This window comes from Arthrobacter silvisoli, from assembly GCF_003369445.1.
Taxonomy (GTDB): Bacteria; Actinomycetota; Actinomycetes; order Actinomycetales; family Micrococcaceae; genus Arthrobacter; species Arthrobacter silvisoli.
In genome coordinates this window covers 84,377-110,789 of the sequence record NZ_QRCU01000036.1, presented here as the reverse complement: position 1 = coordinate 110,789, position 26,413 = coordinate 84,377, and the positions used below count along the sequence as shown (strand labels likewise).

23 protein-coding genes and 1 riboswitch are annotated in these 26,413 nt (G+C 66.7%); of the genes, 13 read left to right on the top strand and 10 right to left on the bottom strand.

What is annotated here, in order from left to right; genetic code table 11:
• Nucleotides 1-33: 33 nt before the first annotated feature.
• Together DWV11_RS09325 and DWV11_RS09320 are read right to left on the bottom strand one after the other, a co-directional pair.
• The gene (locus DWV11_RS09325; RefSeq protein ID WP_115788608.1) at nt 34-1,443 is read right to left on the bottom strand and encodes a ferredoxin reductase; all 1,410 of its coding nucleotides are present in this window, start codon (nt 1,441-1,443) and stop codon (nt 34-36) included.
• A complete protein-coding gene (locus DWV11_RS09320) occupies nt 1,440-2,744 on the bottom strand; it encodes an aromatic ring-hydroxylating oxygenase subunit alpha (protein ID WP_115788607.1) in 1,305 nt (434 codons plus the stop codon). Before DWV11_RS09320 ends, DWV11_RS09325 begins: the two co-directional genes overlap by 4 nt.
• 162 nt (nt 2,745-2,906) lie before the next feature.
• On the opposite strand from DWV11_RS09320, the gene DWV11_RS09315 reads away from it, so the two are divergent.
• Entirely contained in the window at nt 2,907-3,839 is a 933-nt protein-coding gene (locus DWV11_RS09315) for a LysR family transcriptional regulator (protein ID WP_115788606.1), read from the top strand.
• A gap of 18 nt (nt 3,840-3,857) precedes the next feature.
• Here the strand turns inward: DWV11_RS09315 and DWV11_RS09310 are convergent, their stop codons facing one another.
• From DWV11_RS09310 to DWV11_RS09300, 3 genes are all read right to left on the bottom strand, one after another.
• On the bottom strand, nt 3,858-4,667 hold the full coding sequence (locus DWV11_RS09310; protein ID WP_115788605.1) for an IclR family transcriptional regulator: 810 nt from the start codon (nt 4,665-4,667) through the stop codon (nt 3,858-3,860).
• Between the two features lie 118 nt (nt 4,668-4,785).
• Nucleotides 4,786-5,370, bottom strand: coding sequence for a GNAT family N-acetyltransferase (locus DWV11_RS09305; RefSeq protein ID WP_115788604.1), 585 nt, complete (start codon nt 5,368-5,370; stop codon nt 4,786-4,788).
• Between the two features lie 335 nt (nt 5,371-5,705).
• Complete coding sequence (locus DWV11_RS09300; protein ID WP_115788603.1) at nt 5,706-6,377, bottom strand: GntR family transcriptional regulator; 672 nt, start codon at nt 6,375-6,377, stop codon at nt 5,706-5,708.
• A gap of 151 nt (nt 6,378-6,528) precedes the next feature.
• On the opposite strand from DWV11_RS09300, the gene glyA reads away from it, so the two are divergent.
• The 6 genes from glyA to purU are packed head-to-tail and all read left to right on the top strand — an operon-like array spanning nt 6,529 to nt 13,925.
• Nucleotides 6,529-7,872, top strand: coding sequence for a serine hydroxymethyltransferase (gene glyA / locus DWV11_RS09295; RefSeq protein WP_115788602.1), 1,344 nt, complete (start codon nt 6,529-6,531; stop codon nt 7,870-7,872).
• The gene (locus DWV11_RS09290) at nt 7,869-9,089 is read left to right on the top strand and encodes a sarcosine oxidase subunit beta family protein (protein WP_115788601.1); all 1,221 of its coding nucleotides are present in this window, start codon (nt 7,869-7,871) and stop codon (nt 9,087-9,089) included. The genes glyA and DWV11_RS09290 overlap by 4 nt, the downstream gene beginning before the upstream one ends.
• A 34-nt stretch (nt 9,090-9,123) precedes the next feature.
• Nucleotides 9,124-9,453, top strand: a complete 330-nt coding sequence (locus DWV11_RS09285; RefSeq protein WP_115788600.1) for a sarcosine oxidase subunit delta — start codon at nt 9,124-9,126, stop codon at nt 9,451-9,453.
• Nucleotides 9,450-12,395 carry a sarcosine oxidase subunit alpha family protein gene (locus DWV11_RS09280; protein WP_115788599.1) on the top strand — a complete coding sequence of 982 codons (2,946 nt, stop codon included), beginning with the start codon at nt 9,450-9,452 and terminating at the stop codon, nt 12,393-12,395. The genes DWV11_RS09285 and DWV11_RS09280 overlap by 4 nt, the downstream gene beginning before the upstream one ends.
• A complete protein-coding gene (locus tag DWV11_RS09275; RefSeq protein ID WP_115788598.1) occupies nt 12,388-13,026 on the top strand; it encodes a sarcosine oxidase subunit gamma in 639 nt (212 codons plus the stop codon). Before DWV11_RS09280 ends, DWV11_RS09275 begins: the two co-directional genes overlap by 8 nt.
• Nucleotides 13,026-13,925 (top strand): formyltetrahydrofolate deformylase, encoded by a 900-nt coding sequence (gene purU, locus DWV11_RS09270; RefSeq protein ID WP_115788597.1) that lies wholly within the window; start codon nt 13,026-13,028, stop codon nt 13,923-13,925. The genes DWV11_RS09275 and purU overlap by 1 nt, the downstream gene beginning before the upstream one ends.
• Before the next feature lie 97 nt (nt 13,926-14,022).
• Here purU and DWV11_RS09265 read toward each other — a convergent pair whose 3' ends face one another.
• Together DWV11_RS09265 and DWV11_RS09260 are read right to left on the bottom strand one after the other, a co-directional pair.
• Entirely contained in the window at nt 14,023-14,943 is a 921-nt protein-coding gene (locus DWV11_RS09265) for a matrixin family metalloprotease (RefSeq protein ID WP_425452055.1), read from the bottom strand.
• A 40-nt stretch (nt 14,944-14,983) separates the two neighbouring features.
• On the bottom strand, nt 14,984-16,189 hold the full coding sequence (locus DWV11_RS09260; protein ID WP_245953525.1) for a VIT1/CCC1 transporter family protein: 1,206 nt from the start codon (nt 16,187-16,189) through the stop codon (nt 14,984-14,986).
• 258 nt (nt 16,190-16,447) lie between these two features.
• Between DWV11_RS09260 and DWV11_RS09255 the strand changes: the two genes are divergently transcribed.
• Entirely contained in the window at nt 16,448-16,636 is a 189-nt protein-coding gene (locus tag DWV11_RS09255; protein ID WP_115788594.1) for a hypothetical protein, read from the top strand.
• A 36-nt stretch (nt 16,637-16,672) separates the two neighbouring features.
• Here the strand turns inward: DWV11_RS09255 and DWV11_RS09250 are convergent, their stop codons facing one another.
• A complete protein-coding gene (locus DWV11_RS09250; RefSeq protein ID WP_115788593.1) occupies nt 16,673-16,975 on the bottom strand; it encodes a hypothetical protein in 303 nt (100 codons plus the stop codon).
• 16 nt (nt 16,976-16,991) lie between these two features.
• Nucleotides 16,992-17,111: riboswitch (SAM riboswitch) on the bottom strand.
• A 231-nt stretch (nt 17,112-17,342) separates the two neighbouring features.
• Nucleotides 17,343-18,884, bottom strand: a complete 1,542-nt coding sequence (locus DWV11_RS09245) for a sodium:solute symporter family protein (protein WP_115788592.1) — start codon at nt 18,882-18,884, stop codon at nt 17,343-17,345.
• A 259-nt stretch (nt 18,885-19,143) separates the two neighbouring features.
• Here DWV11_RS09245 and DWV11_RS09240 point away from each other — a divergent pair, with 259 nt between their 5' ends.
• Entirely contained in the window at nt 19,144-19,719 is a 576-nt protein-coding gene (locus DWV11_RS09240; RefSeq protein ID WP_115788591.1) for a helix-turn-helix domain-containing protein, read from the top strand.
• Between the two features lie 97 nt (nt 19,720-19,816).
• On the opposite strand, the gene DWV11_RS09235 is transcribed toward DWV11_RS09240, so the two are convergent.
• Nucleotides 19,817-21,784, bottom strand: coding sequence for an APC family permease (locus tag DWV11_RS09235; RefSeq protein WP_115788590.1), 1,968 nt, complete (start codon nt 21,782-21,784; stop codon nt 19,817-19,819).
• Nucleotides 21,785-22,035: 251 nt separating this feature from the next.
• On the opposite strand from DWV11_RS09235, the gene DWV11_RS09230 reads away from it, so the two are divergent.
• From DWV11_RS09230 to DWV11_RS09215, 4 genes are all read left to right on the top strand, one after another.
• The gene (locus DWV11_RS09230) at nt 22,036-22,728 is read left to right on the top strand and encodes a hypothetical protein (protein WP_115788589.1); all 693 of its coding nucleotides are present in this window, start codon (nt 22,036-22,038) and stop codon (nt 22,726-22,728) included.
• 176 nt (nt 22,729-22,904) lie between these two features.
• The gene (speB, locus tag DWV11_RS09225; protein ID WP_115788588.1) at nt 22,905-23,945 is read left to right on the top strand and encodes an agmatinase; all 1,041 of its coding nucleotides are present in this window, start codon (nt 22,905-22,907) and stop codon (nt 23,943-23,945) included.
• Complete coding sequence (locus tag DWV11_RS09220; protein ID WP_245953524.1) at nt 23,942-25,681, top strand: thiamine pyrophosphate-binding protein; 1,740 nt, start codon at nt 23,942-23,944, stop codon at nt 25,679-25,681. Before speB ends, DWV11_RS09220 begins: the two co-directional genes overlap by 4 nt.
• Before the next feature lie 170 nt (nt 25,682-25,851).
• Nucleotides 25,852-26,385 carry a MarR family winged helix-turn-helix transcriptional regulator gene (locus tag DWV11_RS09215; RefSeq protein ID WP_115788655.1) on the top strand — a complete coding sequence of 178 codons (534 nt, stop codon included), beginning with the start codon at nt 25,852-25,854 and terminating at the stop codon, nt 26,383-26,385.
• The last annotated feature ends 28 nt before the right edge of the window (nt 26,386-26,413 follow it).

Genomic DNA, 26,413 nt, shown 5'->3' with positions numbered 1-26,413 from the left:
TCGCCGTGGAGCAAGCGACGGCGTTCAGGCCGGTCAGGCGTCGATCACCAGGTCCGTCTGCGCGGTGGAGCAGCAGGGCAGGAACTTGCCTGCAGAGATTTCCCTTGCCCGGATACCGCCCTGGTGGTTCATCTCGATCTCCCCGGAAAGCTTGACGACCTTGCAGGATCCACACATGCCTTCCTTGCAGTTTGCGCCGATCCTGACCCCCGCACGCTGCGCCACCTCGAGGATGTGCTCGGTGGGGTCGATCCGGACGTTGATGCCCGTGCGGAGGAAGGACATGGTGAGGCTGCCTGTGCCCACCGTGTCGAAGCTCGAGGCATCAGGGGTGGCGGCCTCAGGCTCCGCACCGCCGTCGGAGGCTTCGGAAGCGGGTGCGTCCGGGTCGACGGGTTCCAGCGGCAGCCCCGAGGCCTGCAGCGTTCCGTCGGCATCGTAGCCGGGCTCGTAGAGCCCGAACGCGGCGGGCTGGCCCTCGAAGTAGTCCTCGGCGGATTCGGCGATTTCCTCCGCGATCTCTTCTGCAATGTTTTCGGCCAGGGCGAGCTCCGCCTGATACTCAAGGAGCGTCTGGCGGTCGCCCGAGAAGAATTCCATGTAGATGGACGTGTCGTCGACGCCGACCTCGTTGAGGAGCTCGGTGGCGCCGTTCAGGTAACCCTCGGGGCCGCAGGCGTAGACCTGGCGGCCGTTGGCATCCGGGGCCACCTCGTTGAGCATGGCCGCCGACAGCCTTCCGCTGAGCCCTTCCCAGTCCTCGGGCCGGCCGCGGTCGCCCAGGGAGTAGAAGACCCTGAAGCGCGAATCCACGGAAGCGATGTGGGCCAACTCGCGGTCGAAGGCGAAGCCTCCGGCGTCCGAGCCGTGGTAGAGCACCACGACATCTGCCAGTCCCGGCAGGGAGTGGATGGTCCGCACCATCGACATGATGGGGGTGATGCCGGCGCCGGCAGCAAGCAGGAGGTACCGTGCCCGGCGGTCGGCGTCGGGCAGGTGGAATGCTCCCACCGGTCCGAGCATCTCAAGCACGGTGCCGGGCCGGACGTTTCCGTGGACCCACGGCGAGACCAGGCCCGTGGCGTCGCGCTTGACGCTGATGCTGAAGGTCCACGGCTGCGTCGGCGAACTGGACAGCGAGTAGCTGCGGTCCACCGGTTCCTGGTCCTCGCCGTTCACCGGGAAGGCGACGTTTACGTACTGGCCCGCGCGGAACGCCAGGGGCGCACCGTCGCAGCGGCGGAACACGAAGGTCATGATGCCGCCGGCCTCGGGAACGGTCTCGACGCATTCGGCCATGAACTCCTGGGGGTGCCAGGGGCCCAGGGCGTGGGCGGCGCGGGCCGGCACTTCGGTGCCGCCCATCACCCTGTTCCACGGCATCTCAAGACCGCGGATGCGCTGTGGTTCCAGGATTGCCGTTTCGGGGAGGAGCTCAATCATGCCAAGTGCTCCTGCACGCGCTGCACGTACCAGTTGATGAACGCTTCGACCTGGTACTCGCTCTTCATGTACGGGCCGGGCTCGTAGGCGGGGCTGGCGGCACCCTGCTGGCACAGTTCCACGAACGCCTTGTCCTGGATGTTCGTCTGCTTCCACACGTAGGTGAGCTTGTCCAGGTCGTAGTCAACGCCTTCCACGGCGTCGTCGGCTACCAGCCAGGTGGTCCGGACGAGGGTCTGGTGCTCGTTGATGGGGAAGACGCCGAAGGTGATCACGTGGTCGCCCATGAAGTGGAACCAGCTGTTGGGCTGCAGGTGCATCGAGCAACGACCGAGGCGGAAGTCGCGCAGGTCGCCGAGCAGCTTCTTGGAGAGCCGGCGCCCATCGGCGGAGAATGATTCGCCATCTCCGTCGAGCGCTTCACGGGAAATGCGGATGCCCGCGACGCGGGTATCGAGCTCCTCGACCACCTCGTAGGGAAGGCCGTAGCGGCGGCAGCGCTCCTCGAGATCGGATTGGGCCTGCTTGTTGCGGTCCCACACTTCCTCGAGGTGGGTGGGGATGAGGCCCTCGGTCAGGCCCCAGGTGGGGAAGAGGGAGCAGGCGAGTTCCGGGTGCCCGTCGCAGTGGTAGCACTCACGGTTGTTCTCCATGACGAGCTTCCAGTTGCCCTCTTCGATGATGTTCTGCTGGTAGGCGATCTTCGTCTTAGCCAGCTCGTGGGGCGCGAGGTAGGGTTCGAAGATCTTGGAGGTTTCGTCGAAGTCGGCGGGCGGTTCGTTCGCGATGCAAACGAAGATGAGGCCGGCGACTTCGCGGCCGTGGGCGCGCTTGAGCGCGAAGCAGTTCTTGTCGAACTTGGTCTCACCCGGTGCGGAGGCGTGGATCAGGTTGCCCTCGGGGGAGTAGGTCCAGGAGTGGTAGCCGCAGACCAGGTTTCCGGTCGACCCGGTGGCTTCGGTCAAGACGCGGGCACCGCGGTGGCGGCACACGTTGTGCAGCACGTTCACGCCGCCGTCGTCATTGCGCAGCACGATCAAGGAGTAGGGGCCGTAGTCGACGGTGACGTAGTCCCCCGGCTCGGGCAATTCAGCGGTGCTGGCTGCGAAGATCCAGTGCTGGCCGAAGATGGCCTCCATGTCGAGGCTGAAGATCGTGGGATCGGTGTAGAAAGGGGCATCGAGGGAGTAGCCGGTGCGCCGGAACTCGAACAACGCGGTGATTTCTGCCAGCTGTTCGGCGGGCAAAGTTGAAGCGAGTTTTCCGCGTGAATTCAGGGGCACGTTCACTGAAGCAGTCATGGGTTTCCTCCCGGGAGGCATGGGTAATTGGGTGTTGCGTGTCGATCACGGTCCTGCGTGCAGCAGGTGGCGTGGACGAAGACCTTGTAATGAATGAGATTAGGGTCACTAGAGCTGCAACAAAAGCGCAAGATTTTGAAGATAACCATGCAAAATAGACGCATGATCGATGCGAGGCTCATCACACTTCGGGTTTTTGCCCGGTGCGGCACCATAGGCGCAACTGCGGAACTCACCGGCTATTCGCCTTCCGCTGTCTCCGCACAATTGCGGGAGCTCCAGCGCGTGCTTGGCATGCAGCTCTTGACGAAGGACGGCCGGGGCGTGCGGCTGACCGCCACGGGCCGCTTCCTTGTGGCAGGCTCGGATCCCCTCATTGCCCAATGGGAGAGCCTGCGCGCCGCAGCCATGGAGGCCGGTGACCAGGTGCAGCCCCACTTTGGCCTTGGCGGATTCTCCACTGCAGCCGCCCAGTTGCTCGCGCCGCTGGCTGCCACGCTGCGCTCAACACGCCCCGAGCTCGAAGTGCAGGTTCTTGAGGCCGATCCGGCCCGCTGTTTCGACTTGTTGATTGCGGAGCGAATCGACCTTGCGGTCATTGTCGCCATGCAGTCCGAAGCCTATGGGGAGGACGATCCGCGCTTCGAGCAGACGGTTCTGCTCGACGATCCGCTGGACGTCATCATTCCCGCCGACCATCCGCTGGCATCACGGGAAACAGCGACGCTTGAAGAGCTGGCCGCGGAGCCCTGGATCACGGAGGCCGCTGGTTCCACCTACCATTCCCTCTTCACTGCGGCCTTCACGGCCGTCGGGGTGACGCCGCGGATTGCCCATGAGGCCGTTGAATGGGAAACCCAGATCGCGTTCGTGGGTGCGGGGCTGGGGGTCGGCCTGCTGCCACGGCTGGCACCTTTGCGCGGTGCCGAGAACGTGGTTCGGCTACGTATTACAGGCAAAGCGAAACCTGCGCGCCGCATTGTTGCTGCGGTGCGTAGGGGCAGCATCGCCTCACCGCTGATCCAGGAGTCGCTGGGCATCCTGCAGGTTAACGCCGATCGGATCCTCACCGCCCGGCTTGAAGAGGATCACTGAACGCTGCCAACGCGCGGATCAGCGGCGGGCGTAACCCATCCGCGCGCTGATCCTCAGCCCGGCTTCTTTCAGCCCGTCCAGGAGTCCCGGCTCCGTTTCCGGATCGAAGCGGAAGGCGGGCCCGGAGATACTAACGGCCCCGATGACGACGCCCACGTGGTTGTAGACCGGCACCGACATCGAGGTGAGCCCGATCTCGAATTCCTCCCGTACGACGCCATACCCCTGGCGGGCGACATCAAGCAACTCGGTTTCGAGGGTTTTCCTGTCCGTGATCGTGCGCGGCGTGCGGGCCGGCAGCCCGGTCTCCTTCAGGATCCGTGCACGCTCGTCCGCGGGCAGTCCTGCGAGCAGGACCTTGCCGCTGCTGGTCGCGTGCAACGGCGTCAGGCTGCCCACCCAGTCGTAGGTGGCCAGGGTGGACGGCCCCATGGCTTGGTCCACGTTCACGGCGAAATTGGAACGCAGCACTGCCAGGTTGACGGTTTCTTTGAACTCTTCGGCCAGGGCTTCGAGCACCGGGCGTGCTTCCCGCACCAGGCTGAGCCGGCCGGGGATGGAACTGGCCAGGCGCAGGATGCCGAAGCCCAGCTGGTACTTTCCGCGCTCGCTGTTCTGGTGGACCATGTCTCGGCTGACCAGGGAACCGAGCAGGCGCGACACAGTGGATTTGTGAATGCCCATCTCCTCGGCGATTTCACTCACTCCGGCGTGGCCGTCCCTGGCCAGGATCTCCAGTACCGCCAGCGCTCTGTCAACGGACTGGACGCCGCCATGCTGGCCGCCGTCTGCCTCAACATCCGGTTCGGCGTCAACGTTCGAAACCATGCTCCATCTTTCAGGTAGTTTCTGTGGCCAGCGATCGCCACAGGGTTTTGTAATGCCCTTTCGCTTACTTCAACTTAGCCGATCCTTAGCGGGAACGTGTGATGCAGGTGACACCGCGTTAACCTGCCTGACACAGATCGAGCCGCATCAGGACGCGCGGGAACCCGTTGATCACCGAATCCGTGTTGGCGGCCTTGCTGAAACCCTCGTCTTCGAAAAGCTTCCGGGTGCCTACGTACGCCATGGTGAGGTCCACATGCCGGCCGCCGTTGTCCACCGGATAGCCTTCAATGACGGGTGCTCCGTTGCTGCGCGCGAAGTCCACGGCGCCGGCGAGCAATGCGTGCGAGATCCCTTTGCCGCGGTGCCCGGGCCGCACCCGGATGCACCAGACGGACCATACCGGCAGCTCGTCCACCTGCGGGATCTTCCGGCTCCGGGAGAAGCTGGTGTCCGCCCGCGGATGGACGGCCGCCCACCCGACCGGCTCGTCGCCGTCGTACGCCAGGACCCCGGGTGGCACCTGTGCGGCGAGCAGCTGCTTGACGAATTCGCCGCGCTGCAGGCCCTGCAGGGACAGGTTCTGCTTCGCGGGGAGGCGGTAGCTCAGGCACCAGCACACATTCGCATCCGGCCGCTGCTTGGGTCCAAGGAGCGTGCGGACGTCTTCGAACCGCCTCGCGGGGCGGACTTCGATGGCCATGTCGATGGATCCTCCCGGCTTCTCGTCTTGCCATCGATCCTAGCCGCGGCTTTCACGGCTTGGGCAGTGCATTCGCTGAGCCAATCGGTGGCCTCCGCGGGCCTGCCGGAACCGCCTGAGCCGTTTCGGTTTGGTCCCGGCCGTGTCACACTTGGATGACAACCGAGGGGCTGGGGGCGCGGGCCAGGCAGGTTGTCGTGCGGAGGGAGGTGCCAGGGGCATGATGGCCGGATGGGCTTACCTCATGGGCGCGATAATGACGATTGACGCACTCCTGCTGGGCTTGCTGTTGATGAACGTGAAATGGCCGCGCCGCTCGAACAGGGAGTAGCAGGCTAGAGGACCTTGCGGACCGTTTCCTCGAAGCTCGTCACGTGGTGCAATGCCAGGGCTGCGGCCCTCTCTTCGTCGCCGTCGGCGATGGCGTTGAGCAGGTCGACGTGCTCGGCGATGTGCCCGGTGACCGAGGGCATCTTCTCGAGCATGTGGCACCAGATCCGGGTGGCCAGGTTGTCGTAGCGGATCAGCACGTCTTCCAGATGAGGGTTCGCCGCGGCCTTGTAGATGAGCCGGTGGACCTGGATGTCGTAGCGCATGAGTTCGTGCTGCCCGGCCTTGCCTTCCTCGAGTTGGCTGATGGTGGCCGCAATGTCGCGCAGTTCCTCCCGCACCTTGGGACCCGCCATGCGCGCTGCCCGGCGGGCAGCCAGCGGTTCGAGGAGTTCGCGGATTTCGGAGACGTCGGCCAGCTGGGTGATGTCCACCCCCGTGGCGAAAGTGCCGCGCCGCGGATAGGACACCACGAGATGATCGCTTTCGAGCCGCTTGATGGCCTCCCGGACGGGCGTGCGGCCGATGCCGAGTTCGCCCGCGATCTGGCCGTCATTGATCGGATCGCCGGGCTTGATGTCCAGCATGATCAGCCGGTCCCGCAGGAGCAGATAGGCGTGCTCGGCCAAGGATGCGCCCTGGGGGCCTGAAACCAGTGCTTCCAAAACAGTGCTCATTGCTCTCTCCGCTTGCAGTCATTCAATCCTTGCGCAGAAGACTCGCCGTGGACTGTTGACGTCCTTGTGACTTACAACATACCATGAATGCAGTTCTGATATATCAGTTGCCTAACAGTTGGTGACTACCTAGATTCCTAAGGAGCAGAGCATGGTTGAACCGCTGATCCGCCCGCTGGCCGAGGCGGACCCGGAAGTCGATCAGGCGATTGCGCAGGAGCTCATCCGGCAGCAGTCCACCCTGGAAATGATCGCCTCTGAAAACTTCGCCCCGTCGGCCGTGATGCAGGCGCAGGGCTCGGTCCTGACCAACAAGTACGCCGAGGGTTACCCGGGCAAGCGCTACTACGGCGGCTGCGAGCACGTGGACGTCATCGAACAGCTCGCCATCGACCGCCTGAAGGCCCTGTTCGGCGCCGAATACGCCAACGTGCAGCCGCACTCCGGCGCGCAGGCCAACGCCTCGGCGATGCACGCCCTGATCAAGCCGGGCGACACCATCATGGGCCTGAACCTGGCCCACGGCGGCCACCTGACCCACGGCATGCGGATCAACTTCTCCGGCAAGCTGTACAAGGTTGTCCCGTACAGCGTCCAAGAGGACACCATGCTGATCGACATGGCCGAGGTGGAGCGCCTCGCCGTCGAAAACAAGCCGCAGCTGATCGTTGCCGGCTGGTCCGCCTACTCCCGCCACCTGGACTTCGCCGAGTTCCGCCGCATCGCGGACCTGGTGGGCGCCTACCTGATGGTGGACATGGCGCACTTCGCCGGCCTGGTCGCAGCAGGTCTGCACCCCAGCCCGGTGCCTCACGCCCACATCGTCACGAGCACCACGCATAAGACCCTTGGCGGTCCTCGTGGCGGTGTCATCCTGACCAACGACGCCGAGATCGCCAAGAAGGTCAACTCCGCCGTCTTCCCCGGACAGCAGGGCGGCCCGCTCGAGCACGTCATCGCCGCCAAGGCCGTGGCGTTCAAGATGGCCGGCGAGCCGGAATTCAAAGAGCGCCAGGTACGCGTCCTCGAAGGCGCCAAGCTCCTCGCCGCGCGCCTCCTGCAGGACGACGTCGCGGCTGCCGGCATCTCCGTGGTCAACGGCGGAACCGACGTGCACCTGGTCCTGGTGGACCTGCGCAACTCCGAATTGGACGGCCAGCAGGCCGAAGACACCCTGCACCATATCGGCATCACCGTGAACCGCAATGCCGTCCCCTTCGACCCCCGCCCGCCGATGGTCTCCTCCGGCCTGCGGATCGGCACCCCGGCCCTGGCCACCCGCGGTTTCGGCGCCACCGAATTCGCCGAAGTCGCAGACATCATCGCGACGGCGCTCATCGCCGCCGCGGGCGACGGCACCCTCGGCGAGGACACCGCCGTCGAACTCCGCGCCCGCGTCACCGCACTTGCGGAACAGTTCCCCCTCTACCCGCACCTCGGTACGGCTGGTTCGGCCACCGAACTCGCAGCAGAAATGATTGGAGCAGCCCAGTGAGCGCAGACCACCTCCCGGAGCACCCGGATTTCCTCTGGCGCAACCCGGAGCCCAAGTCTTCCTACGACGCCGTGATCGTCGGCGGCGGCGGGCACGGCCTGGCCACCGCGTACTTCCTGGCCAAGAACCACGGGATGACCAACATCGCCGTCCTGGAAAAGGGCTGGCTGGCCGGCGGCAACATGGCCCGCAACACCACCATCATCCGCTCCAACTACCTCTGGGACGAGAGCGCCGCCATCTACGAGCACGCCCTCAAGCTCTGGGAAGTGCTGCCGGAAGAGCTCGAATACGACTTCCTGTTCAGCCAGCGGGGCGTGATGAACCTGGCCCACACCCTGGGCGACGTGCGCGAAAGCATGCGCCGCGTGGGAGCCAACAAGCTCAACGGAGTCGACGCCGAATGGCTGGACCCGCAGCAAGTCAAGGAACTCTGCCCCATCCTGAACGTCGGCGACAACATCCGCTACCCCGTCATGGGCGCCACCTACCAGCCCCGTGCCGGCATCGCCAAGCACGACCACGTGGCCTGGGCCTTCGCCCGCAAGTGCGACGAGATGGGCGTGGACATCATCCAGAACTGCGAAGTCACCGGCTTCCTCAAGGACGGCAACCGCGTGGTGGGCGTCAAGACCAACCGCGGCACCATCAACACCGAAAAGGTGGGCCTGTGCGCCGCCGGCCACAGCAGCGTCCTGGCCGAGATGGCAGGCTTCCGCCTCCCCATCCAGTCCCACCCGCTGCAGGCACTGGTCTCCGAACTGCACGAGCCGGTCCACCCCACGGTGGTCATGTCCAACCACGTGCACGTCTACGTCTCCCAGGCCCACAAGGGTGAACTGGTGATGGGCGCCGGCGTCGACTCCTACAACGGCTACGGCCAGCGCGGCTCCTTCCACGTGATCGAGGAACAGATGGCGGCCGCCGTTGAACTCTTCCCGATCTTCGCCCGGGCACACGTACTGCGCACCTGGGGCGGCATCGTGGACACCACCATGGACGCGTCGCCGATCGTCGGCACCACCCCGGTGGAGAACATGTTCGTCAACTGCGGCTGGGGCACCGGCGGCTTCAAGGGAACCCCCGCAGCCGGCCTGACCTTCGCCCACACCATCGCCACCGGCGCACCGCACAAGCTCAACGAGCCCTTCTCGCTCGAGCGCTTCGAGACCGGTGCCCTGATCGACGAACACGGCGCAGCCGCCGTCGCCCACTGACAGCCCCCGCGGACATTACAGAAAGTAGCCGGACATGCTCCTGATCTCCTGCCCCAACTGCGGGCCACGGGACGAAACCGAATTCCACTATGGCGGCCAGGCCCACGTTGCCTACCCCGAAGACCCCTACGCACTGAACGACCGCGAATGGGCCGAGTACCTGTTCTACCGGGACAACACCAAGGGCGCCTACGCCGAACGCTGGGTCCACAGCACCGGCTGCCGCCAGTGGTTCAACATGCTCCGTGACACCGTGAGCTACGAAATACAGGCGGTCTACCCGATGGGAACTCCAGCACCGGGCGGCAGCGCCCCTGGTACTACCGCAAACACCGCACAGGCCCCGGAAGGAGCAAGCAAGTGACGTCCCAGAACGCCCGCCTCGCCAACGGCGGCCGCATCGACCGCAGCATCTCCTGGCGCTTCACCGTGGACGGCCAGGAATACACCGGCCACCCGGGCGACACCCTCGCCTCGGCCCTCCTGGCCAACGGCCGCATCACCGTGGGCAACTCCCTCTACGAGGACCGCCCCCGCGGCATCCTGTCCGCCGGCGTGGAGGAATCCAACGCCCTGGTGAAGATCGCCCCGCGCTTCCCGGGCCACGTGGCCGAGTCCATGCTCCCGGCCACCACCGTGTCCCTCGTGGACGGGCTGAAGGTCGAACTGCTGAACGGCCTGGGCAAGCTCGATCCCAACGAGGACAAAGCCGAATACGACAAGAAGTACGTCCACACCGACGTGCTGGTGGTCGGCGGCGGCGTGGCAGGCCTTGCAGCCGCCCGCGAAGCGGTCCGCACCGGTGCCCGCGTCATCCTCATCGACGACCAGCCCGAGCTCGGCGGTGCCCTGCTTTCCGGCTCCACCGTTCCCGGCTTGGCCGAGGACATCGAAGGCAAGCCCGCGCTCGAATGGCTTGCCGACGTCGAGGCCGAGTTGGTTTCCGCTGCCGAATGCACCGTGCTGAACCGCACCACCGCGTTCGGTTCCTACGACTCCAACTACGTGATCGCCGCACAGAACCGCACGGACCACCTCAATGTCCCCGCGGCCGACGGTGTCTCCCGCCAGCGCATCTGGCACATCCGTGCCGCCCAGGTGGTCCTGGCCCCCGGCGCCCACGAACGCCCCTTGGTGTTCGAGAACAACGACCGCCCCGGCATCATGCTGGCCTCGGCCGTGCGCAGCTACTTGAACCGCTACGCCGTCGCCGCAGGATCCCGCGTGGTCATCAGCACTACCAACGACTCCGCCTACGCCCTCGCGGCCGAACTGCAGGCGGCCGGAATCAAGGTTGCCGCCGTCGTGGACGCCCGCACCCGGCTCAGCTCCACCGCCGCAGCCACGCTGGCCCAAGGCACCCGGGTGCTGATCGGCAGCGCCGTCGCGGACACCACCGGCAACGGCGAGGGCGGCCGCCTGGACGGCGTCACCGTCCGCAGCATCAACGACGACGGCGAACTCACCTCCGGCGTCGAACAGTTCGACTGCGACCTGCTCGCCGTCGCCGGCGGCTGGAGCCCCGTGGTCCACCTGCACAGCCAGCGCCAGGGCAAGCTGCGCTGGGACGAGGAGCTGGCCGGCTTCGTGCCGAGCTCCGTGGTCAAGGACCAGCAGGTGGTCGGCTCGGGCCGCGGCAGTTACGAACTGGCCGACTGCCTGGCCGAAGGCATCAGCGCCGGCGCCGCCGCCGCGATCGCCGCCGGCTTCAGCAGCGACACCGTTCCCGCCGAATCCAAGGCTCCCGTGGCCTCTGCACCCACCCGCCAGCTCTGGCTGGTACCGGGCCAGGAAGGCACGGCAGCTGAGTGGCACAACCACTTCGTGGACTTCCAGCGCGACCAGTCCGTGGCGGATGTCCTCCGCTCCACAGGCGCCGGCATGCGCTCGGTGGAACACGTCAAGCGCTACACCTCCATCAGCACCGCCAACGACCAGGGCAAGACCTCCGGCGTCAACGCGATCGGCGTCATCGCCGCCGCGCTGAAGGCTGAAGGAGCTGCCGCGGCCGGTATCGGCGAGATCGGCACCACCACCTACCGTGCACCGTTCACCCCGGTGGCCTTCGCGGCACTGGCCGGACGCCAGCGCGGCGAACTGTTCGACCCCGCCCGCGTGACCTCCATCCACCCGTGGCACGTGGCGAACGGCGCACTGTTCGAGGACGTGGGACAGTGGAAGCGCCCCTGGTACTACCCGCAGCCGGGCGAGGACATGGACGCAGCCGTGCTGCGCGAATGCGCCGCCGTGCGTGAGTCCGTGGGCTTCATGGACGCCACCACCCTCGGCAAGATCGAGATCCGGGGCAAGGACGCCGGCGAATTCCTCAACCGCGTCTACACCAACGCGTTCAAGAAGCTCGCCCCGGGTTCGGCCCGCTACGGCGTCATGTGCACCCCGGACGGCATGATCTTCGACGACGGCGTGACCCTGCGCCTGGACGAGGACCGCTTCTTCATGACCACCACCACCGGCGGCGCCGCCAAGGTGCTGGACTGGCTGGAGGAATGGCACCAGACCGAATGGCCGGAACTGGACGTTGCCTGCACCTCGGTCACGGAGCAGTGGAGCACCATTGCCGTCGTCGGACCGAAGTCCCGCGAAGTGATCGCCAAGGTTGCGCCGGAACTGGCGGTGGACGGCGGGCTGGACGCGGAGAACTTCCCGTTCATGACCTTCCGCGAAACCACCCTGGCCTCCGGCGTGCGGGCCCGTGTCTGCCGGATTTCCTTCTCCGGTGAACTGGCCTACGAAATCAACGTGCCGTCCTGGTACGGCCTGAACGTCTGGGAAGCAGTGGCCGCGGCCGGCGCCGAGTTCAACATCACCCCCTACGGCACCGAAACCATGCACGTGCTGCGCGCCGAAAAGGGCTACCCGATCGTGGGCCAGGACACCGACGGCACGGTCACCCCGCAGGACGCAGGTATGGAGTGGATCGTCTCCAAGGCCAAGGACTTCATCGGCAAGCGTTCCTACAGCCGGGTGGACGCCCAGCGCGAAGACCGCAAGCACCTGGTCAGCGTGCTCCCGGTGGACGGCTCGCTTCGTCTCCCCGAAGGTACGCAGCTCGTGGAGAAGGGCATCGCGGTCAACCCCGCCTACGGCCCCGTCCCCATGGAAGGCTTCGTGACTTCGAGCTACCACAGCGCAGCACTCGGCCGTTCCTTCGGCCTGGCCCTGATCCGCAACGGCCGCAACCGCATCGGCGAGACCCTGGTGGCCGCCGTCGGCGATCAGCTCGTGGACGTGACGGTCGGCGAAACAGTACTTTTCGATCCTGAAGGGAACCGCAAAGATGGTTGAGACAGCAGCAGCAACCGCCAGCAACAACGGCGTCCGGGAAGCCCGCCGCAGCCCGGCGGCGCACCTGGCCGGGACCTTCGAGGCCGCCTCGCTTGCCGGCGTCGCGGAGATCAAGGAAATCCCGTTCCAGACCATGGCCGGCATCCGCGTCCAGCGGGACAGTGACGCCGGCGCCCGCATCGCCCAGGTGGCTGGCGGGCTGCCGGCCACCTGCGGCGAGGTCGTCGAGCGGGACGGCGTGTCCGTCCTGTGGCTCGGACCGGCCGAGTTCCTGGTGATCGCTCCGGAGAACGCCCACGAGTCCCTGGGCGGGGACCTGCTCCCGGCGCTCACCGAGGCGCTCGGCGACGGTCAGGGCCAGGTGGTGGACCTTTCGGCCAACCGCACGGTCTTCGAACTCTCCGGCACCCGGGCCCGCGACGTCCTGGAAAAGGGTTGCTCCCTGGACCTGCACCCGCGCAGTTTCAAGGCCGGAACGGCCCTGTCCACCGAAATCGGCCACATCCCGGCGATCCTCTGGAAGAGCGGCGAGGACACCTTCCAGGTGCTGCCCCGCGCGTCCTTCGCCGATTTCCTGGGCCGCTGGCTGGTGGACGGCATGCGTGAATTCGCATCGCCGGAGGTGCCGTGATGACCGCCCCCGTCACCGAGCGCGGCAGCGGCAGCAGCGCCGAAACCACGATCGAGCACGTCCTGACCCTGGACTGCGCGGAAACCCCGGGCATTGTCCATGCGGTCTCCGGCTTCCTGTTGGAGCACGGCTGCGACATCGTGGACAACAAGCAGTTCGGCTCCCGCGACGACGCGCACTTCTTTATGCGGGTGCACTTCTCCTCGACGGGCGACGACTCCACCCTGGAAACGCTGCGTGAAGCCTTCGGGCCGATCGCGGAGAAGTTCGGCATGCGCTGGCAGCTGGAACGCCACGGCTCCAAGCGCAAGGTCCTGATCATGGTCTCCAAGTTCGGGCACTGCCTGAACGACCTGCTGTTCCGTGCCCGGGTGGGCGAATTGCCCATCGAGATCGTGGGCGTCGTGTCCAACCACACGGACCACCAGGGCCTGGTGGAATGGCACGGCATCCCGTTCTTCCACGTCCCGGTGACCGCGGAGATCAAGCCGCAGGCGGAAGCCCGGTTGCTGGAGATCATCGATGAACTGGACGTCGAGTTGGTGGTGCTGGCCCGCTACATGCAGGTGCTCAGCGACGATCTGGCCCGCAAGCTGGACGGCCGTGCCATCAACATCCACCACTCCTTCCTCCCCAGCTTCAAGGGCGCCAAGCCGTACCACCAGGCTTACGCCCGCGGGGTGAAGACGGTGGGTGCCACGGCGCACTACGTCAACGGGGAACTGGACGAGGGTCCGATCATCGCCCAGCAGGTCTTGGACGTGGACCACACCTACGGTCCTGAGGACCTCGTGGCCGTGGGCCGCGACTCCGAATGCAAGGCCCTCAGCAACGCGGTGCGCTGGCACTGCGAGGGCCGCGTGATCTTGCAGGGGAACCGGACAGTAGTCCTCAAGTAGGACCCGGATCCCTGCAACAAAGCCTGTTCACGGGAAGCAGGAAATGCCCGACGGCGGTTCGTACCGCCGTCGGGCATCTTGCGTTAAAGGCGTGCGCCTAGAGATCGTCCCTGCAATGGGCGGAGTGCAGTTTGTAGAGGCCCGTCAGGTCTCCGGCCGCCAGGCCGTCCGGCGCGCCGATTTCCGGGTACATGAGTTGGACCGGATCGTCCACATGGTCCAGGCCCACCACATGGCCCAGTTCGTGCTGCATCACCGCCGAGACGTAGTCGGACCCGCCGGGCAGGCCCAGCAGTTCGGTGATCTGCGGGGTGTCCAGGTCGAGGCGGCCCGAGACGTAACTGCGCGGACCCGAACCGAAACTGTAGGCCGTGCTTCCGCCGGTGCCGATCACCTTGCCGGCCAGTGCGGGGGACGATGCAGGGGTGGTCCAGGAGAGAAGCAGGGGCGCCCAGCGGTCCCCGTACAGCCTGGGCTGATAGGCCTCGCGCTTGTCGGTGGGCTTTTCCTTGGTGGCACCGTCGTTGATGAACTTCAGGCCCGTGGCGGCCGAAATCTTCGCCACGGCGTCCTCCAGGAGACCCTCGGAACCGGTTGGCGCGAGCTCGGCGTTCACCACATAGTGCACCGGACGGCAGGGGGAGTAGCCCACCGGTGTGCCGTCCGGGTTAGTGGCCAGGAACTTGTAGGACGTGCTCTCGACTGCGGGTTTCACGGGCGTGAGAAGCGGGTGCCCGGCCTCTTCGAGGCCGGGCGGCGGGGCGTCGTCCTGGTGTTTCGTGGAGCCCGGCGCAGCGCTTCCCGCCGGGCTTGGCCGGGCGTTCCCCGGGGTTTCACGGGTGGTACCCGGCAACGCCGGGAACAGGGAGGTAATGCGCGGGTCGCCGCGCAGGAAGCCACTGACCAGCAGGGCGACCACCGTCGCGACGGCCACTACGAGGAGGTTGCGGAACAGATACATCCCGGTACTGGGCCGCCGTGGCGGACGCCCGCCGTCGGGCTCGAAATCCGGGTACATCCTGCTCCCTGCGTTGTGAACTAAGCGGCCGCGGTACCGCCTAGCCTACGATGGCGCCGAAGGCCAGGCCCAGCCCATAGGTTGCGGCAGCGGCGCCAAGGCCGATCGCCAGCTGCCGGAGGCCGCGTGTGAGGGGCGAAGTGCCGGACAGCAGGCCGACGACGGCGCCCGTTCCGAGGAGCGCGACGCCCACCAGAGTACCGGCCACCAGGAGCGCAGTGAAACCGCCCAGCCCGAAGAGGAACGGCAGGATCGGCACGATGGCGCCCGAAGCGAAGAAGCAGAAGCTCGACAGCGCCGCACCCCAGGCGGAACCGACGGCCTCGTGCTCGTCGGGAACCGCCTCTTCCTCCGGGTGCAGCGACAGGGACGGATCGCAGTCGCAGGAGTAGACGCCCATGCGTTCGGCGGCGCGGTGCTCGGCTGCCTCGTGGCTCATGCCGCGGGCCAGGTAGACCAGCACCAGCTCGTTGTGCTCAATGTCCAGGGAGGGCGCCGCGGAAAGCGTGACCTGGGTGGGACGGGTGGCCTTCAACAGTTCCAGCTGGGAACGCACCGAGACATACTCGCCGGCGCCCATGGACAGTGCGCCTGCCAGCAGGCCGGCGATGCCGCTGAAGAGCACCACCGTGGTGGGCACGCCTGTGGCCGCCATGCCCATCACGAGGGACAGGTTGCTGACCAGGCCGTCGTTGGCGCCGAAGACGGCGGCGCGGAAGGAACCGGAGAGGCGGTTGCGGCCCCGTGTGGCCAGGCCCCGGACCACTTCTTCGTGGATCTGCTCGTCGGCCGCCATGGCGCGGGTCGCAGCGGGATCGGTGGCGTAGGGCGAGCGGCTCTCCGCCCGCTGGGCCAGGGCCAGGACAAAGACAGACCCGAAATGGCGGGCCAGGAAACCGAGCAGTTGGCTGCGGGTCGAGGCCGCCTTGGGCATGCCCGCGTGTTCCCCCAACAGGCGGAGCCAATGGGCTTCGTGGCGGCCCTCGGCGTCGGCCAGGGCCAGGAGGATTTCGCGTTCTTCGCCGTCGCGGCGCTGTGCCAGCTCGCGGTACACGGCGGCTTCGGCCCGTTCGTCGGCCAGGTACTGGCGCCAGCGCTTGATGTCTGCGGGGGAGGGGGCTTCCCTGTGCGGCTGTGCCGTGTCGTCGCGCTGTGCCGGGCCTTCGCGCTGCGCTGTGGTTTGGGGCTGTGCTGTGGTTTCGGGCTTCACCGTGTCCTGGGGCGGCACTGGTTTTCGCGTGTGCACTGTGGCTCCTGGGTAGTTTGGGGCGGGTTTCATCGCCCCATTGCAGCTCCACACTAGCGCCAATTTCCGCGGTTTTTTGGCCGGTATTCCTCACAGCGGAGTTTCGGCGTGCCTTAATGGGCGGCCCTTCCTGCGGCACCTTGACCCCCGGCAGGGGCAGTGCTCAGATGGAAGAACAAGGGGCCACGGGTTGGGGCGCGGCCGTGCAAGATGGCCGGACCGACCCGCAGCCCGCGGCACGTGAATGGAGGTTGCACCGTGGACAGCACCGAAACGCACGCCTGGCATCCTGAGCGTCCCACCGTGGAGTCGGATCCCGCCTACGACTACAGCGAGGACATCCCGGTGGACGAGGAGTGGGACGAAGAAGACGACGCCATTGACGAAGAGGAACGGGTTGTCCCGCTCGACGTCGACGAACATCGCGAAGAAGAAGCCGAAGAATAGTCCGGTCCCGCCTTCCGTATTTCCGTCAATTTTCCGTCAATCCAGGATGAATGAGAGTTCCTTGCCCCCGCGGTAGCCACGCGCGGCGACGGCGAGGAGCAGTTTCCGCTCGGCCGGGAACCAGAGCGCAGGACGCACCGAGCGCGACAGCAGCCGGGTGAGCAGCACCGGGTCCGCGCACCGCCGGAGTTCCTGCCTGCCGGCTGCGGACAGCAGCACTGATCCGCCGGCGGCATCGACACAAGGAATTACCGGCAGTGCCTCTGCGGGGTTCATGGCTGCGGGCGGCCCGGTCCGTGCGTCCGTGTGGGCAGTTGCAGGGGCGGCATCAAAAGGCATTGGCCTTCTCCTGGGGGAGTTGCTCTTGCCTGGCCGGTTGTCTCTGGTCCGGTGCAGGCCGCTTCCTCATCCGAACCACCCGTGAACATGGGGTTGGTGCGTGGCAAGTCGGAGCTTGGCGCCACATCTCTTGAAGCTGGAAACACTGTAGCAGCGTCCCGCAAGCAGGGAACACGACGACGGCGGCGCCACCTGTGAAAGGTGGCACCGCCGTCGGGGTTCCTTTGTCGAGGCTTGGGATCAGCCGGGTGGGCCCACGGTGGCGAGGGCCCTTGGCCGAGCGCAGCGAGGCTTGGGATCAGCCGGGTGGGCCCACGGTGGCGAGGGCCCCTGGCCGAGCGCAGCGAGGCTTGGGAGCCGCCGGGGACTAGTGGCCGCTGTGGCTGGCCACCGGGTGGGCGTCCAGGGGCAGTTCCTCGGAGACGGCCCCGGCAACCCGGCGGTCCCAGGCCCCGCGGACCTCGGGATCCGTGGGCGGCGTCAGCAGGGACACCACCACGTAGCAGACGAGCGATGCGCCCAGGCCCCAGTAGATGGGCTCGTTGGCGTAGACACCGTCCTCGCTGGGGATGGCCCCCAGTGCGTACATGATCAACAGGCCGAGCGTCAGGACGGAGCCGACTGCCATGGACCACGCGGCGGCGATGCCGGTGCCGCGCTTCCAGACAAGGCCGCCGAGGATCGCGACCAGCAGGCCGCCTACGAGGATGTCGTAGGCGATGGTCAGGGCGACCACCACGTCCTGGGCTGCCATGGAGATCAGCACGGCCAGGATGCCCAGGCCCAGGACCCAGTAGCGGTTGGCCTTGACGTCGTGCTCGGGGTTTTCGGTGTCGTCGGTGTGGATGGTCTTGCCGAACCAGCTGGCCACGAACGGCACTACGTCCGCGCGGGCCACGGTTGCGGCGGCGATCAGCGCGCCGGAGGCGGTGGACATCATGGCCGCCACGGCCGCGGCCATGACCAGGCCGCCGATGCCGATGGGGAGCAAGTGCGTAGCGACTTCGGCGTAGACAACGTCCTTGCCGAGGGCCTTGACGTCGATGTCCGGCAGGGCCACGCGGGCAGCCAGGCCGATGACGGCGCCGGCCAGGCCATAGAGGATGCAGTAGACACCGGCGGTGGCGCCGCCCCAGCGGGCCACCTTGGGGGTCTTGGCGGTGAAGACGCGCTGCCAGATGTCCTGGCCGATCAGCAGGCCGAGGGTGTACACGACGAAGTAGGTGATGATCGTCTGCGTGCCGATGCCGTCGATCTGGAAGAAGCTTGCGTCGACGCGTGCACGGATGCCGTCGAAGCCACCGGCAGCGTTCAGGGCGAAGGGCAGCATGAGCAGGAAGATGCCCACGGTCTTGATGACGAACTGGACCTGGTCGGCCAGGGTGATGGACCACATGCCGCCGATCGTGGAATAGACCAGTACGATTGCGCCGCCGACGGCGATGGCGAGCCAGCGTTCCCAGCCGAAGAGGACCACGAAGATGGTGGCGTAGGCGCCAGTGGAGGTGGCGCAGAGCATCAGGGTGTAGGCCAGCATCACGATGCCGGAGGTCTGGGTGGCCTGCTGGCCGTAGCGCAGGCTGAGCATCTGGGAGACGGTGTAGATCTTCAGGCGCTGGATGGTGCCGGCAAAGAGCAGGCTCAGCAGGAGCACGCCGGTGCCGATGGCCACCACGAGCCACATGCCGGAGATGCCGAACTTGTAGCCGAGGCCGACACCGCCCACCGTTGAGGCGCCGCCGAGGACCACAGCGGCCATGGTGCCCGTGTAGAGGAACGGGCCCAGGCGGCGGCCGGCCACCAGGAAGTCACTGTTGTTCTTGGTGCGGGACTTGCCCCACCAGCCAAAGGCCAGCATGGCCAGCAGATACACCACCACAATGGCGATGTTGAGGAACGATGAGTCCATTGTCGGCTCCTGGGGATATTCGCTGCGGCCGGGTTCCGTGTCGATGACAAGTCCGGTGTCATTCGGAGCAATCCGTGATGCAGCGTGGTGGGGAGAAAGTTTTCCATTTGCCTAGAAGGCAACACTTGTTGCATGAAAGGATATGTAGTGATCGGCGTAACAGTCAAGGACGGTGCGCAGGGCAGGCGGGCTCCGGGAGCCTGCCGGATACTATGGCCCAAATGACTGGGCCGCACTTTTCGGCCTGAAAGGTTCGTGAATGAAGGCTCTCCCCGTTGAACCCAGCAACGTCCCGCTTGCGATCGGTTCCAGAATCCGCGCCGCCCGCCAATCCCAGCGGCTCACCATCGAGCAGGTGGCTGAGGCGACGGGGTTGACCAAGGGATTCCTCAGCCGGGTGGAGCGGGACCTGACGTCGCCGTCCGTGGCATCCCTGGTGACGCTGTGCCAGGTGCTGTCCGTGTCCATTGGGGAGCTGTTCGCGGCGCCGGAGACGCACCTGACGCGCCGCGACGACGGGCCGAAGATCTCCCTCGGCGGCGAGGGAATCGTGGAGCGCCTCCTCACGGCCCGTTCGGAGCGCCGCCTGCAGATCATCCAGGCCGTGATCGAGCCCCGCGGCCGCGGCGAATCCGAGCTCTACGCCGTGGACTGCGACGTGGACGTCCTGCACGTCACCAAGGGCCGGATCCAGCTGATCCTGAGCAACGAAAAGTACGACCTCGAGGAAGGCGACACCCTGTCCTTCCCCGGCCGCGAGCCGCACACCTGGATCAACCCCACGGACGAAACCGTCGAGGTGCTCTGGATCCTGGTGCCGGCCGCGAGCCGCTAGGAAACCGGCCGCTGGGAAACCGGCCGCGGGCCGCTGGGAAACCGGCCGCCGGGAAACCGGCCGCCGGGAAACCGGCCGCGGGCCGCTGGGGGCCCTGTCAGCCGACGTGCACCCAGGGCCGGCGCGTCACGTCGGCCTCGGCCTCGCGCAGCACCTCCCGGGTCACCGGAGCGATTTCGCCTTCGCCGAAGAACAGGAACTTGCTGAGGTTGGCGATCGGGTTGCCTTCGGTCCAGCGGAAGTAGATGTGCGGCATCAGCCCAGTGACATCGCGGATGTGCAGCAGCACGGCGGCAAGGGTGTTCGGCACGTTGTTGCTGTGGACCTCCAGGACTTTGAAGCCGTGGCGGTGCTTGCCCTCCACGAGCAGTTCCTGTTCGAAGTCGGAGCTGTCGTCCACGATGACCTCGATAAACAGGGCATCGCTGTCCTCGGGCAGGTGGTTGGCCTGCTGGGCATGCTCCAGCTTCTCCCGGTACCGCTCGGCGCCGACCCGTTTCGGCTCGTGGGCGATGAGCCGGATTGGCCCCTCGTCGCTGGCAGCGGTGAACTCCAAGGCCCGTTCGTCCATCTTGATATGGGTGGCGCGCAGTTCGAAGGAGCGCCGGACCCGGGAGGCGAAGCTCACCAGCAGGATGCCCAGGATGAACAGGGCGGCGATCCTGATACCGTCGGGGCGCTCCACCACATTGGCTACCGTGGTGTAGCTGAACACGAGCGCCACGGCGCCGAAGGCGAAAGTCTTCACGCGCTGCTTCCGGCGCTTGGCCGAGAGGGTCACCGCGATGGACGCGGAGGTCATCAGCACCAGCACGCCGGTGGCGTAGGCGCCGCCCTGCGCCTCTACGTTCGCCTCGAAGATCACCGTGATCAGGAAGCCGATGGCGGTGAACACCAGGACCAGCGGGCGGACGGCTTTGGTCCATGAGGGCGCCATACCGAAGCGCGGGAGGTAGCGCGGCACGAGGTTCAGCAGCCCGGCCATGGCGGAGGCGCCGGCGAACCACAGGATTGCGATGGTGCTGATGTCGTAGACGGTGCCGAACGCATCGCCGAGGTACTGGTGCGCCAGGAAGGCCAGGGCGCGGCCGTTGGCTTTGCCGCCCGGCTCGAATTCGGCCGCCGGGATCAGGAAGGTGGTGATGAAGCTGGACGACACCAGGAAGGCACTCATGATGAGGGCCGCCGTCGTGAGCAGCTTATGGGCCCCTCGGATGCGGCCGGCGGGCCGCTGCTCGGTGTCGTCCGGCGCCCCCTTGATCTGGGGCATGACGGCGACGCCGGTCTCGAAGCCGGAGAGGCCTAGGGCGAGCTTCGGGAACACGAGCAGCGCGATGCCGATCATCACCAGCGGGTTGCCGTGCTGCTGGTTGAGGGCGGCCCACCAGTCGGTGACGACGTGCGCTTCGGCGGCCACATGGAACAGGCCCACCAGTACCACCACGGCATTGAGCAGCAGGTAGACGCCCACCAGCAGCACTGCCACGTTGATGGCTTCCTTGAAGCCGCGCAGGAAGACGATCCCCAGGGCGGCAATCAGGGCGAGCGTGATGGCGATTTCCTGGCCGTGCATCCAGTCGGGCGCGAAGGGGTTCTCCACGGCGTGTGCACTCGCGTCGGCGGCAGACAAAGTCATGGTGATCATGAAGTCGGTTGCGGCGAAGCCGAGCAGGGCCAGGACGAACAGCTTGCCGCCCCAGCGGGGGAGGAGCTTCTCCAGCATGGCGATGGACCCTTCGCCGCGCGGGCTTTCGGAAGCGACGCGGCGGTATACCGGCAGGGCGCCCATGAGCGTGACGGCCACCAGCACGATGGTAGCCAGTGGGGACACGATGCCGGCCGCGAGGGCCGCGATGGCCGGCTGGTAGCCGAGGGTCGAGAAGTAGTCGACGCCGGTGAGGCACATGACCTTCCACCAGGACTGCGGCGTGTGCTCGCTTTCCGGCTTGCCATGCTGCCGCGGGCGGCCGGCCTCGGGCATGCCCTCGAGCAGCCAGTGCTTGAAGCTTCCGCTGGATTTGCGCCGGTTGGAAGGGTCTGCCGGCGGCCTCGTCAGGGTGGTCACGATGTCCTTTCGCGCAGCCTGGGAGCTGCTCCAGAAGGAGCGTACGGCGGTGCCCGGGTGCGGAATCCCGGTCTTTACGGAATCCTTACGCCGTGTGTGAGCGGCGTCTCCTTCGGCCGGAATCCCAGGCGCCGGCAGAATTAATCAAGTCGATGTAAGTTTCGGCCCCCGGCGGGAAACCATAGGGGTGACGGGCGGCGCGAAGGCAGCCCGTACCAGCCAGGAAGCCTGACCAAAGATTGGGGAAGACCATGAACTTCGCAGCGCTTGGGAAAACCGTCGCGACGGCGGCGCTCGCCATCGCCCTGGGTGCCACCGCCGCCTGCGCGCCGACTCCGGCGTCCGGCCCGTCCGGCCCCACCGCCGGACCCGCACTCACGCTCACGTCATCCGCGACGGACGCCGGCAAGCCGGTCCAGGGAACGAAGGCGAAGCCGGTGAAGACCTTCACCTTCCCGGATGGCCACATTTCCTTCCGGTACCAGGCGGGCTGGACCGTCGCCACCGCGGACTGCCCCACTGTTCCCGGCGGACCCGCCGAGTGTGTGGAAGCCACGATCGGCAGCAAGGGCAAGGCCGTGGCCTTCATGGTCAGCGGCTTCTACGGCGACGGCGCATCCGGCCCTGTGGACCGCACCGTGTTCGACGCGACCGCCGTGCCGGGGCTGGCGGGCTTTGAAGGAACGCCGACCTTCGGCTTCTTCAAGGACAGTTACGGCGACGTCAACGACCACTACTTCATGGACGTGCGCCGGGCTGAAGAACTCGTCTCCGGCAGCACAGGCAGCGGCAGCGGGCAGGTCACCCTGCCCAACGGCGTCGGCATCTTCCGTGTCTACATCGATTCCCCCGGTTTCGCTTCCGACGCTGAGGCCAGGGCGTGGATGGGAACGGCGGAATACGCGCAGTTGAAGGCCCTGTTGATGAGTGTCAGCTACAAGTAACGGCTCGCCGCGCTTGGCTGAAAAGAGCCCGACGGCGGCCGGTTGCCCAGGTGCCCCGGCCGCCGTCGGGCTGTCTGCTGAAGTCGAAAATTTGTAAACAGGTGATGCATATTAGGAAACTTTGCGTGTATGATGGCTGTCACAACCTGACTCGATCTCGAAGGAGAGAGGCCGCTGTGGAAGAGCTCCGCATCGAAGCCAACGGAAACCTTGGCCCCATTGATTCATCCCGCATCCCGCGTTACGCCGGTGCTGCCACCTACGCGCGCCTCCCGCGACTGGACCAGGTTGCCAAGGCCGACGTGACGCTGGTGGGTGTGCCATTCGACTCCGGCGTTTCCTACCGCCCGGGTGCCCGCTTCGGCGCAAACCACATCCGCGAAGCCAGCCGCCTCCTGCGTCCCTACAACCCGGCCTGGGACGTCAGCCCCTTCGAAAACGTCCAGGTTGCCGACGCCGGCGACATGGCCGTGAACCCCTTCAACATCAACGAGGCCATCGAGACCATCCAGCAGAACGCGCTGGACCTGACCGCCAACGGCAGCAAGCTTGTGACCCTCGGCGGCGACCACACCATCGCCCTGCCCCTCCTGCGCGCCGCAGCCGAGCGCGCCGGCGAACCGGTGGCCATGCTGCATTTCGACGCCCACCTGGATACCTGGGACACCTACTTCGGTGCCGAGTACACCCACGGCACCCCGTTCCGCCGCGCCGTCGAGGAAGGCATCCTCGATACCGAGGCCATCAGCCACGTCGGTACCCGCGGCCCGCTCTACGGCAAGAAGGACCTCGACGACGACCACCGCTTCGGCTTCGGCATCGTCACCTCCGCCGACGTCTACTACCAGGGCGTCCTGGAAACCGTGGAGAAGATCCGCGACCGAATCGGCAACCGCCCGCTGTACATCTCCGTCGACATCGACGTCCTGGACCCCGCCCACGCGCCGGGCACCGGCACGCCGGAAGCCGGCGGCATCACCAGCCGCGAACTGCTCGAGATCATCCGCGGCTTCCGCGGCATGAACCTCGTGGGTGCCGACGTCGTGGAAGTTTCCCCGGCTTACGACCACGCCGAAATCACCGGCGTCGCCGCCAGCCACGTGGCCTACGAACTCGTCACCCTCCTGGCCGACAACGCCGTCGAAGGCAACCGCCACGGTGCGGCGACCGGCTACGCGCAGCAGGCGCTGGGTACGCAGTCGGCAGGCGCCCGATGAATCCCCAGCCGATCTCCACCCTCGCAAGCCCGCCCGGGGACGCCGCGCGGCCGGAGGCCCCTGAAGGACTCCAGCGCAACGGCGGGGACCTCGTCGTCGAGACCCTCGAGGCGCTCGGCGCGAAGACCGTCTTCGGTATTCCCGGCCAGCACGCGCTGGGCCTGTTCGACGCCATGGGCCGCGGGAAGCTGCGGTTCGTGTCCTCGCGGGTGGAGAACAACTCGGCTTTCGCAGCGGACGGCTACTCCCGCGCCACCGGCGAGGTGGGCGTGCTGTTCCTGTCCACCGGCCCCGGCGCCCTGACCTCCCTGGCCGGCCTGCAGGAGGCCTATGCCACGGGCGTGCCGATGGTGGTCGTGGCCAGCCAGATTCCGCTCGAGGGCCTGGGCGCCCGGCGCAAGGGCATGCTGCACCAGCTCGATGACCAGAAGGCCTCCGCGGCCAACGTCACCAAGAGCCAGCGCCTCATCCAGCACGCCTCCGGCATTCCTTCGGCCATCCAGGACGCCTGGACCGAGGCCATTTCATCGCCGCAGGGGCCGGTGTGGATCGAGATTCCGCAGAACGTGCTGCTCGATCCCATCATGGTCCCCCCGGTGGAAGACGCCCTCGCCGAGGCAGCGGACAACCCGCCCCGCGTGGAGCTGGTGCGGGAGGCCGTGAAGTGGCTTTCGACGGCGGAACGCCCCGCGATCATCGCCGGTGGCGGCACCCGGCGCGGCCGGGCCGAGAAGTCCCTGCTCTCGATCGCCGAACAGCTGCGTGCCCCGGTGATCTGCACCCCCGGCGGCAACGGCGCGTTCCCGTGGAACCACGAGCTGTCGCTGCAGTCCTGGATCGAGGACCGGTACATGACGGACCTCCTCGAGGACGCCGACGTGCTGGTGGTCATTGGCTCCTCGCTTGGTGAAGTCACCTCCAACTACTTCACGTTCGAGCCGCGCGGCCGGATCATCCAGATCGACGCCGAACCCCGGGTCCTGGAGTCCAACCGCCCCGGCCTGGGCATCCGTGCCGACGCGGGGCAGGCCCTCGCCGCCCTGGACGAGGCGTTGTCCACTGCCCTGTCCAGCGCGGGAGCCGCAGGCACAGCGGTGCGTTCGTGGCACGGCGCCACCCCGGAGCAAACCGTCAAAGAGGCCCTGGCGAAGGTCAAGGCGCGCCTCGAATCGCAGGACCTGGCCAAGGAACTGAAGTTCATGGCCGACATCCGCGAGGCCGTTCCGGACAGTATGCAGACTTTCTGGGACATGACCATCTCCGCGTACTGGGGCTGGAGCTGCTGGGACTCCCGGCAGGGCCAGTTCCACTCTGCCCAGGGCGCCGGTGGCCTCGGCTACGGTTTCCCGGCCGCGATCGGTGGCGCAGTGGGCCTGGAAACCACGGGGAAGCCGGCCCGCGTGCTGGCGGTGTCCGGCGACGGCTCGGCCATGTACTCCATCTCCGAGCTCGCCACGGCCAAGCAGCACAACATCCCGGTCACCTGGCTGATCGTGGATGACGGCGGCTACGGCATCCTGCGCGAATACATGGTGGGCGCCTTCGGCAAGGCGACGGCCACCGAACTGGCACGACCGGACTTCGTCAAGCTCGCCGAATCCTTCGGCGTCCCGGCCCGCCGGGTCTCCCCGGACCAGGTGGGGGACGCCCTCAAGGAGGGTTTCGCCGCGGACGGACCGAACGTCGTCGTGGTTGAAACCCTGCTGAAGATGTTCGCCCCGACCCACTTGGACTGAACTCTCCCGTTCCCATAGCGCGAACGAACACTTGGGGCCCCCTTTCCTCGGATTTGGGGCCTCAAATGTTCGTTCGCGCTTGGCGCTTAAGTGACCTTCGCCGCAGTTAGTTTCCCAAAGCAACCTTTTAGCCTTATAGTTGCTTTAGGCAAACAATTGAGGTGATCCACATGTCCGTCGCTTCCGGCACCGCGACCGAGCTCGTCCACCGGATCTTCGACCTCCAGCGCGTGCTTCGGTGCATTGTCAGCACCAGCGTGGCACGCGATGCCAAGGTCGGATTCGCACTCCAGGGCGTACTGCGCTTCATCGGGGAAGGGGAGTCCCGGGCCACCCACCTGGCGTCCCGGCTCGGTGTCAGCCCGCCCGTCCTCAGCCGGCACATCGCCGAACTCGAGGAGCTGGGCCTGGTGGTCCGGCGTCCCGATCCCGCGGACGGCCGCGCGCAGCTGGTAGCACTCTCCGAGCAAGGCATCGCCCAGTTGCGTGAATTCGAAGAGGAGCGCAGCGCCAGGCTCCGCGACTACCTCGCCGAATGGAGCGAGGAGGACGCCCTCGAAGCCGGTCGCGTCATCGGGAAACTGGCGGACTCACTCACCCGGTCCATCCGGGACCAGCATTCCCTCCGGGCAAAGGCGGCCGGAGCTTCCACACTGAACCACACCACAGAGGAGGCAACGAGCCTTGGCAAAGCAAACGCTTGAAAGCCCGACGGCGGCCCGCACCGCCGCG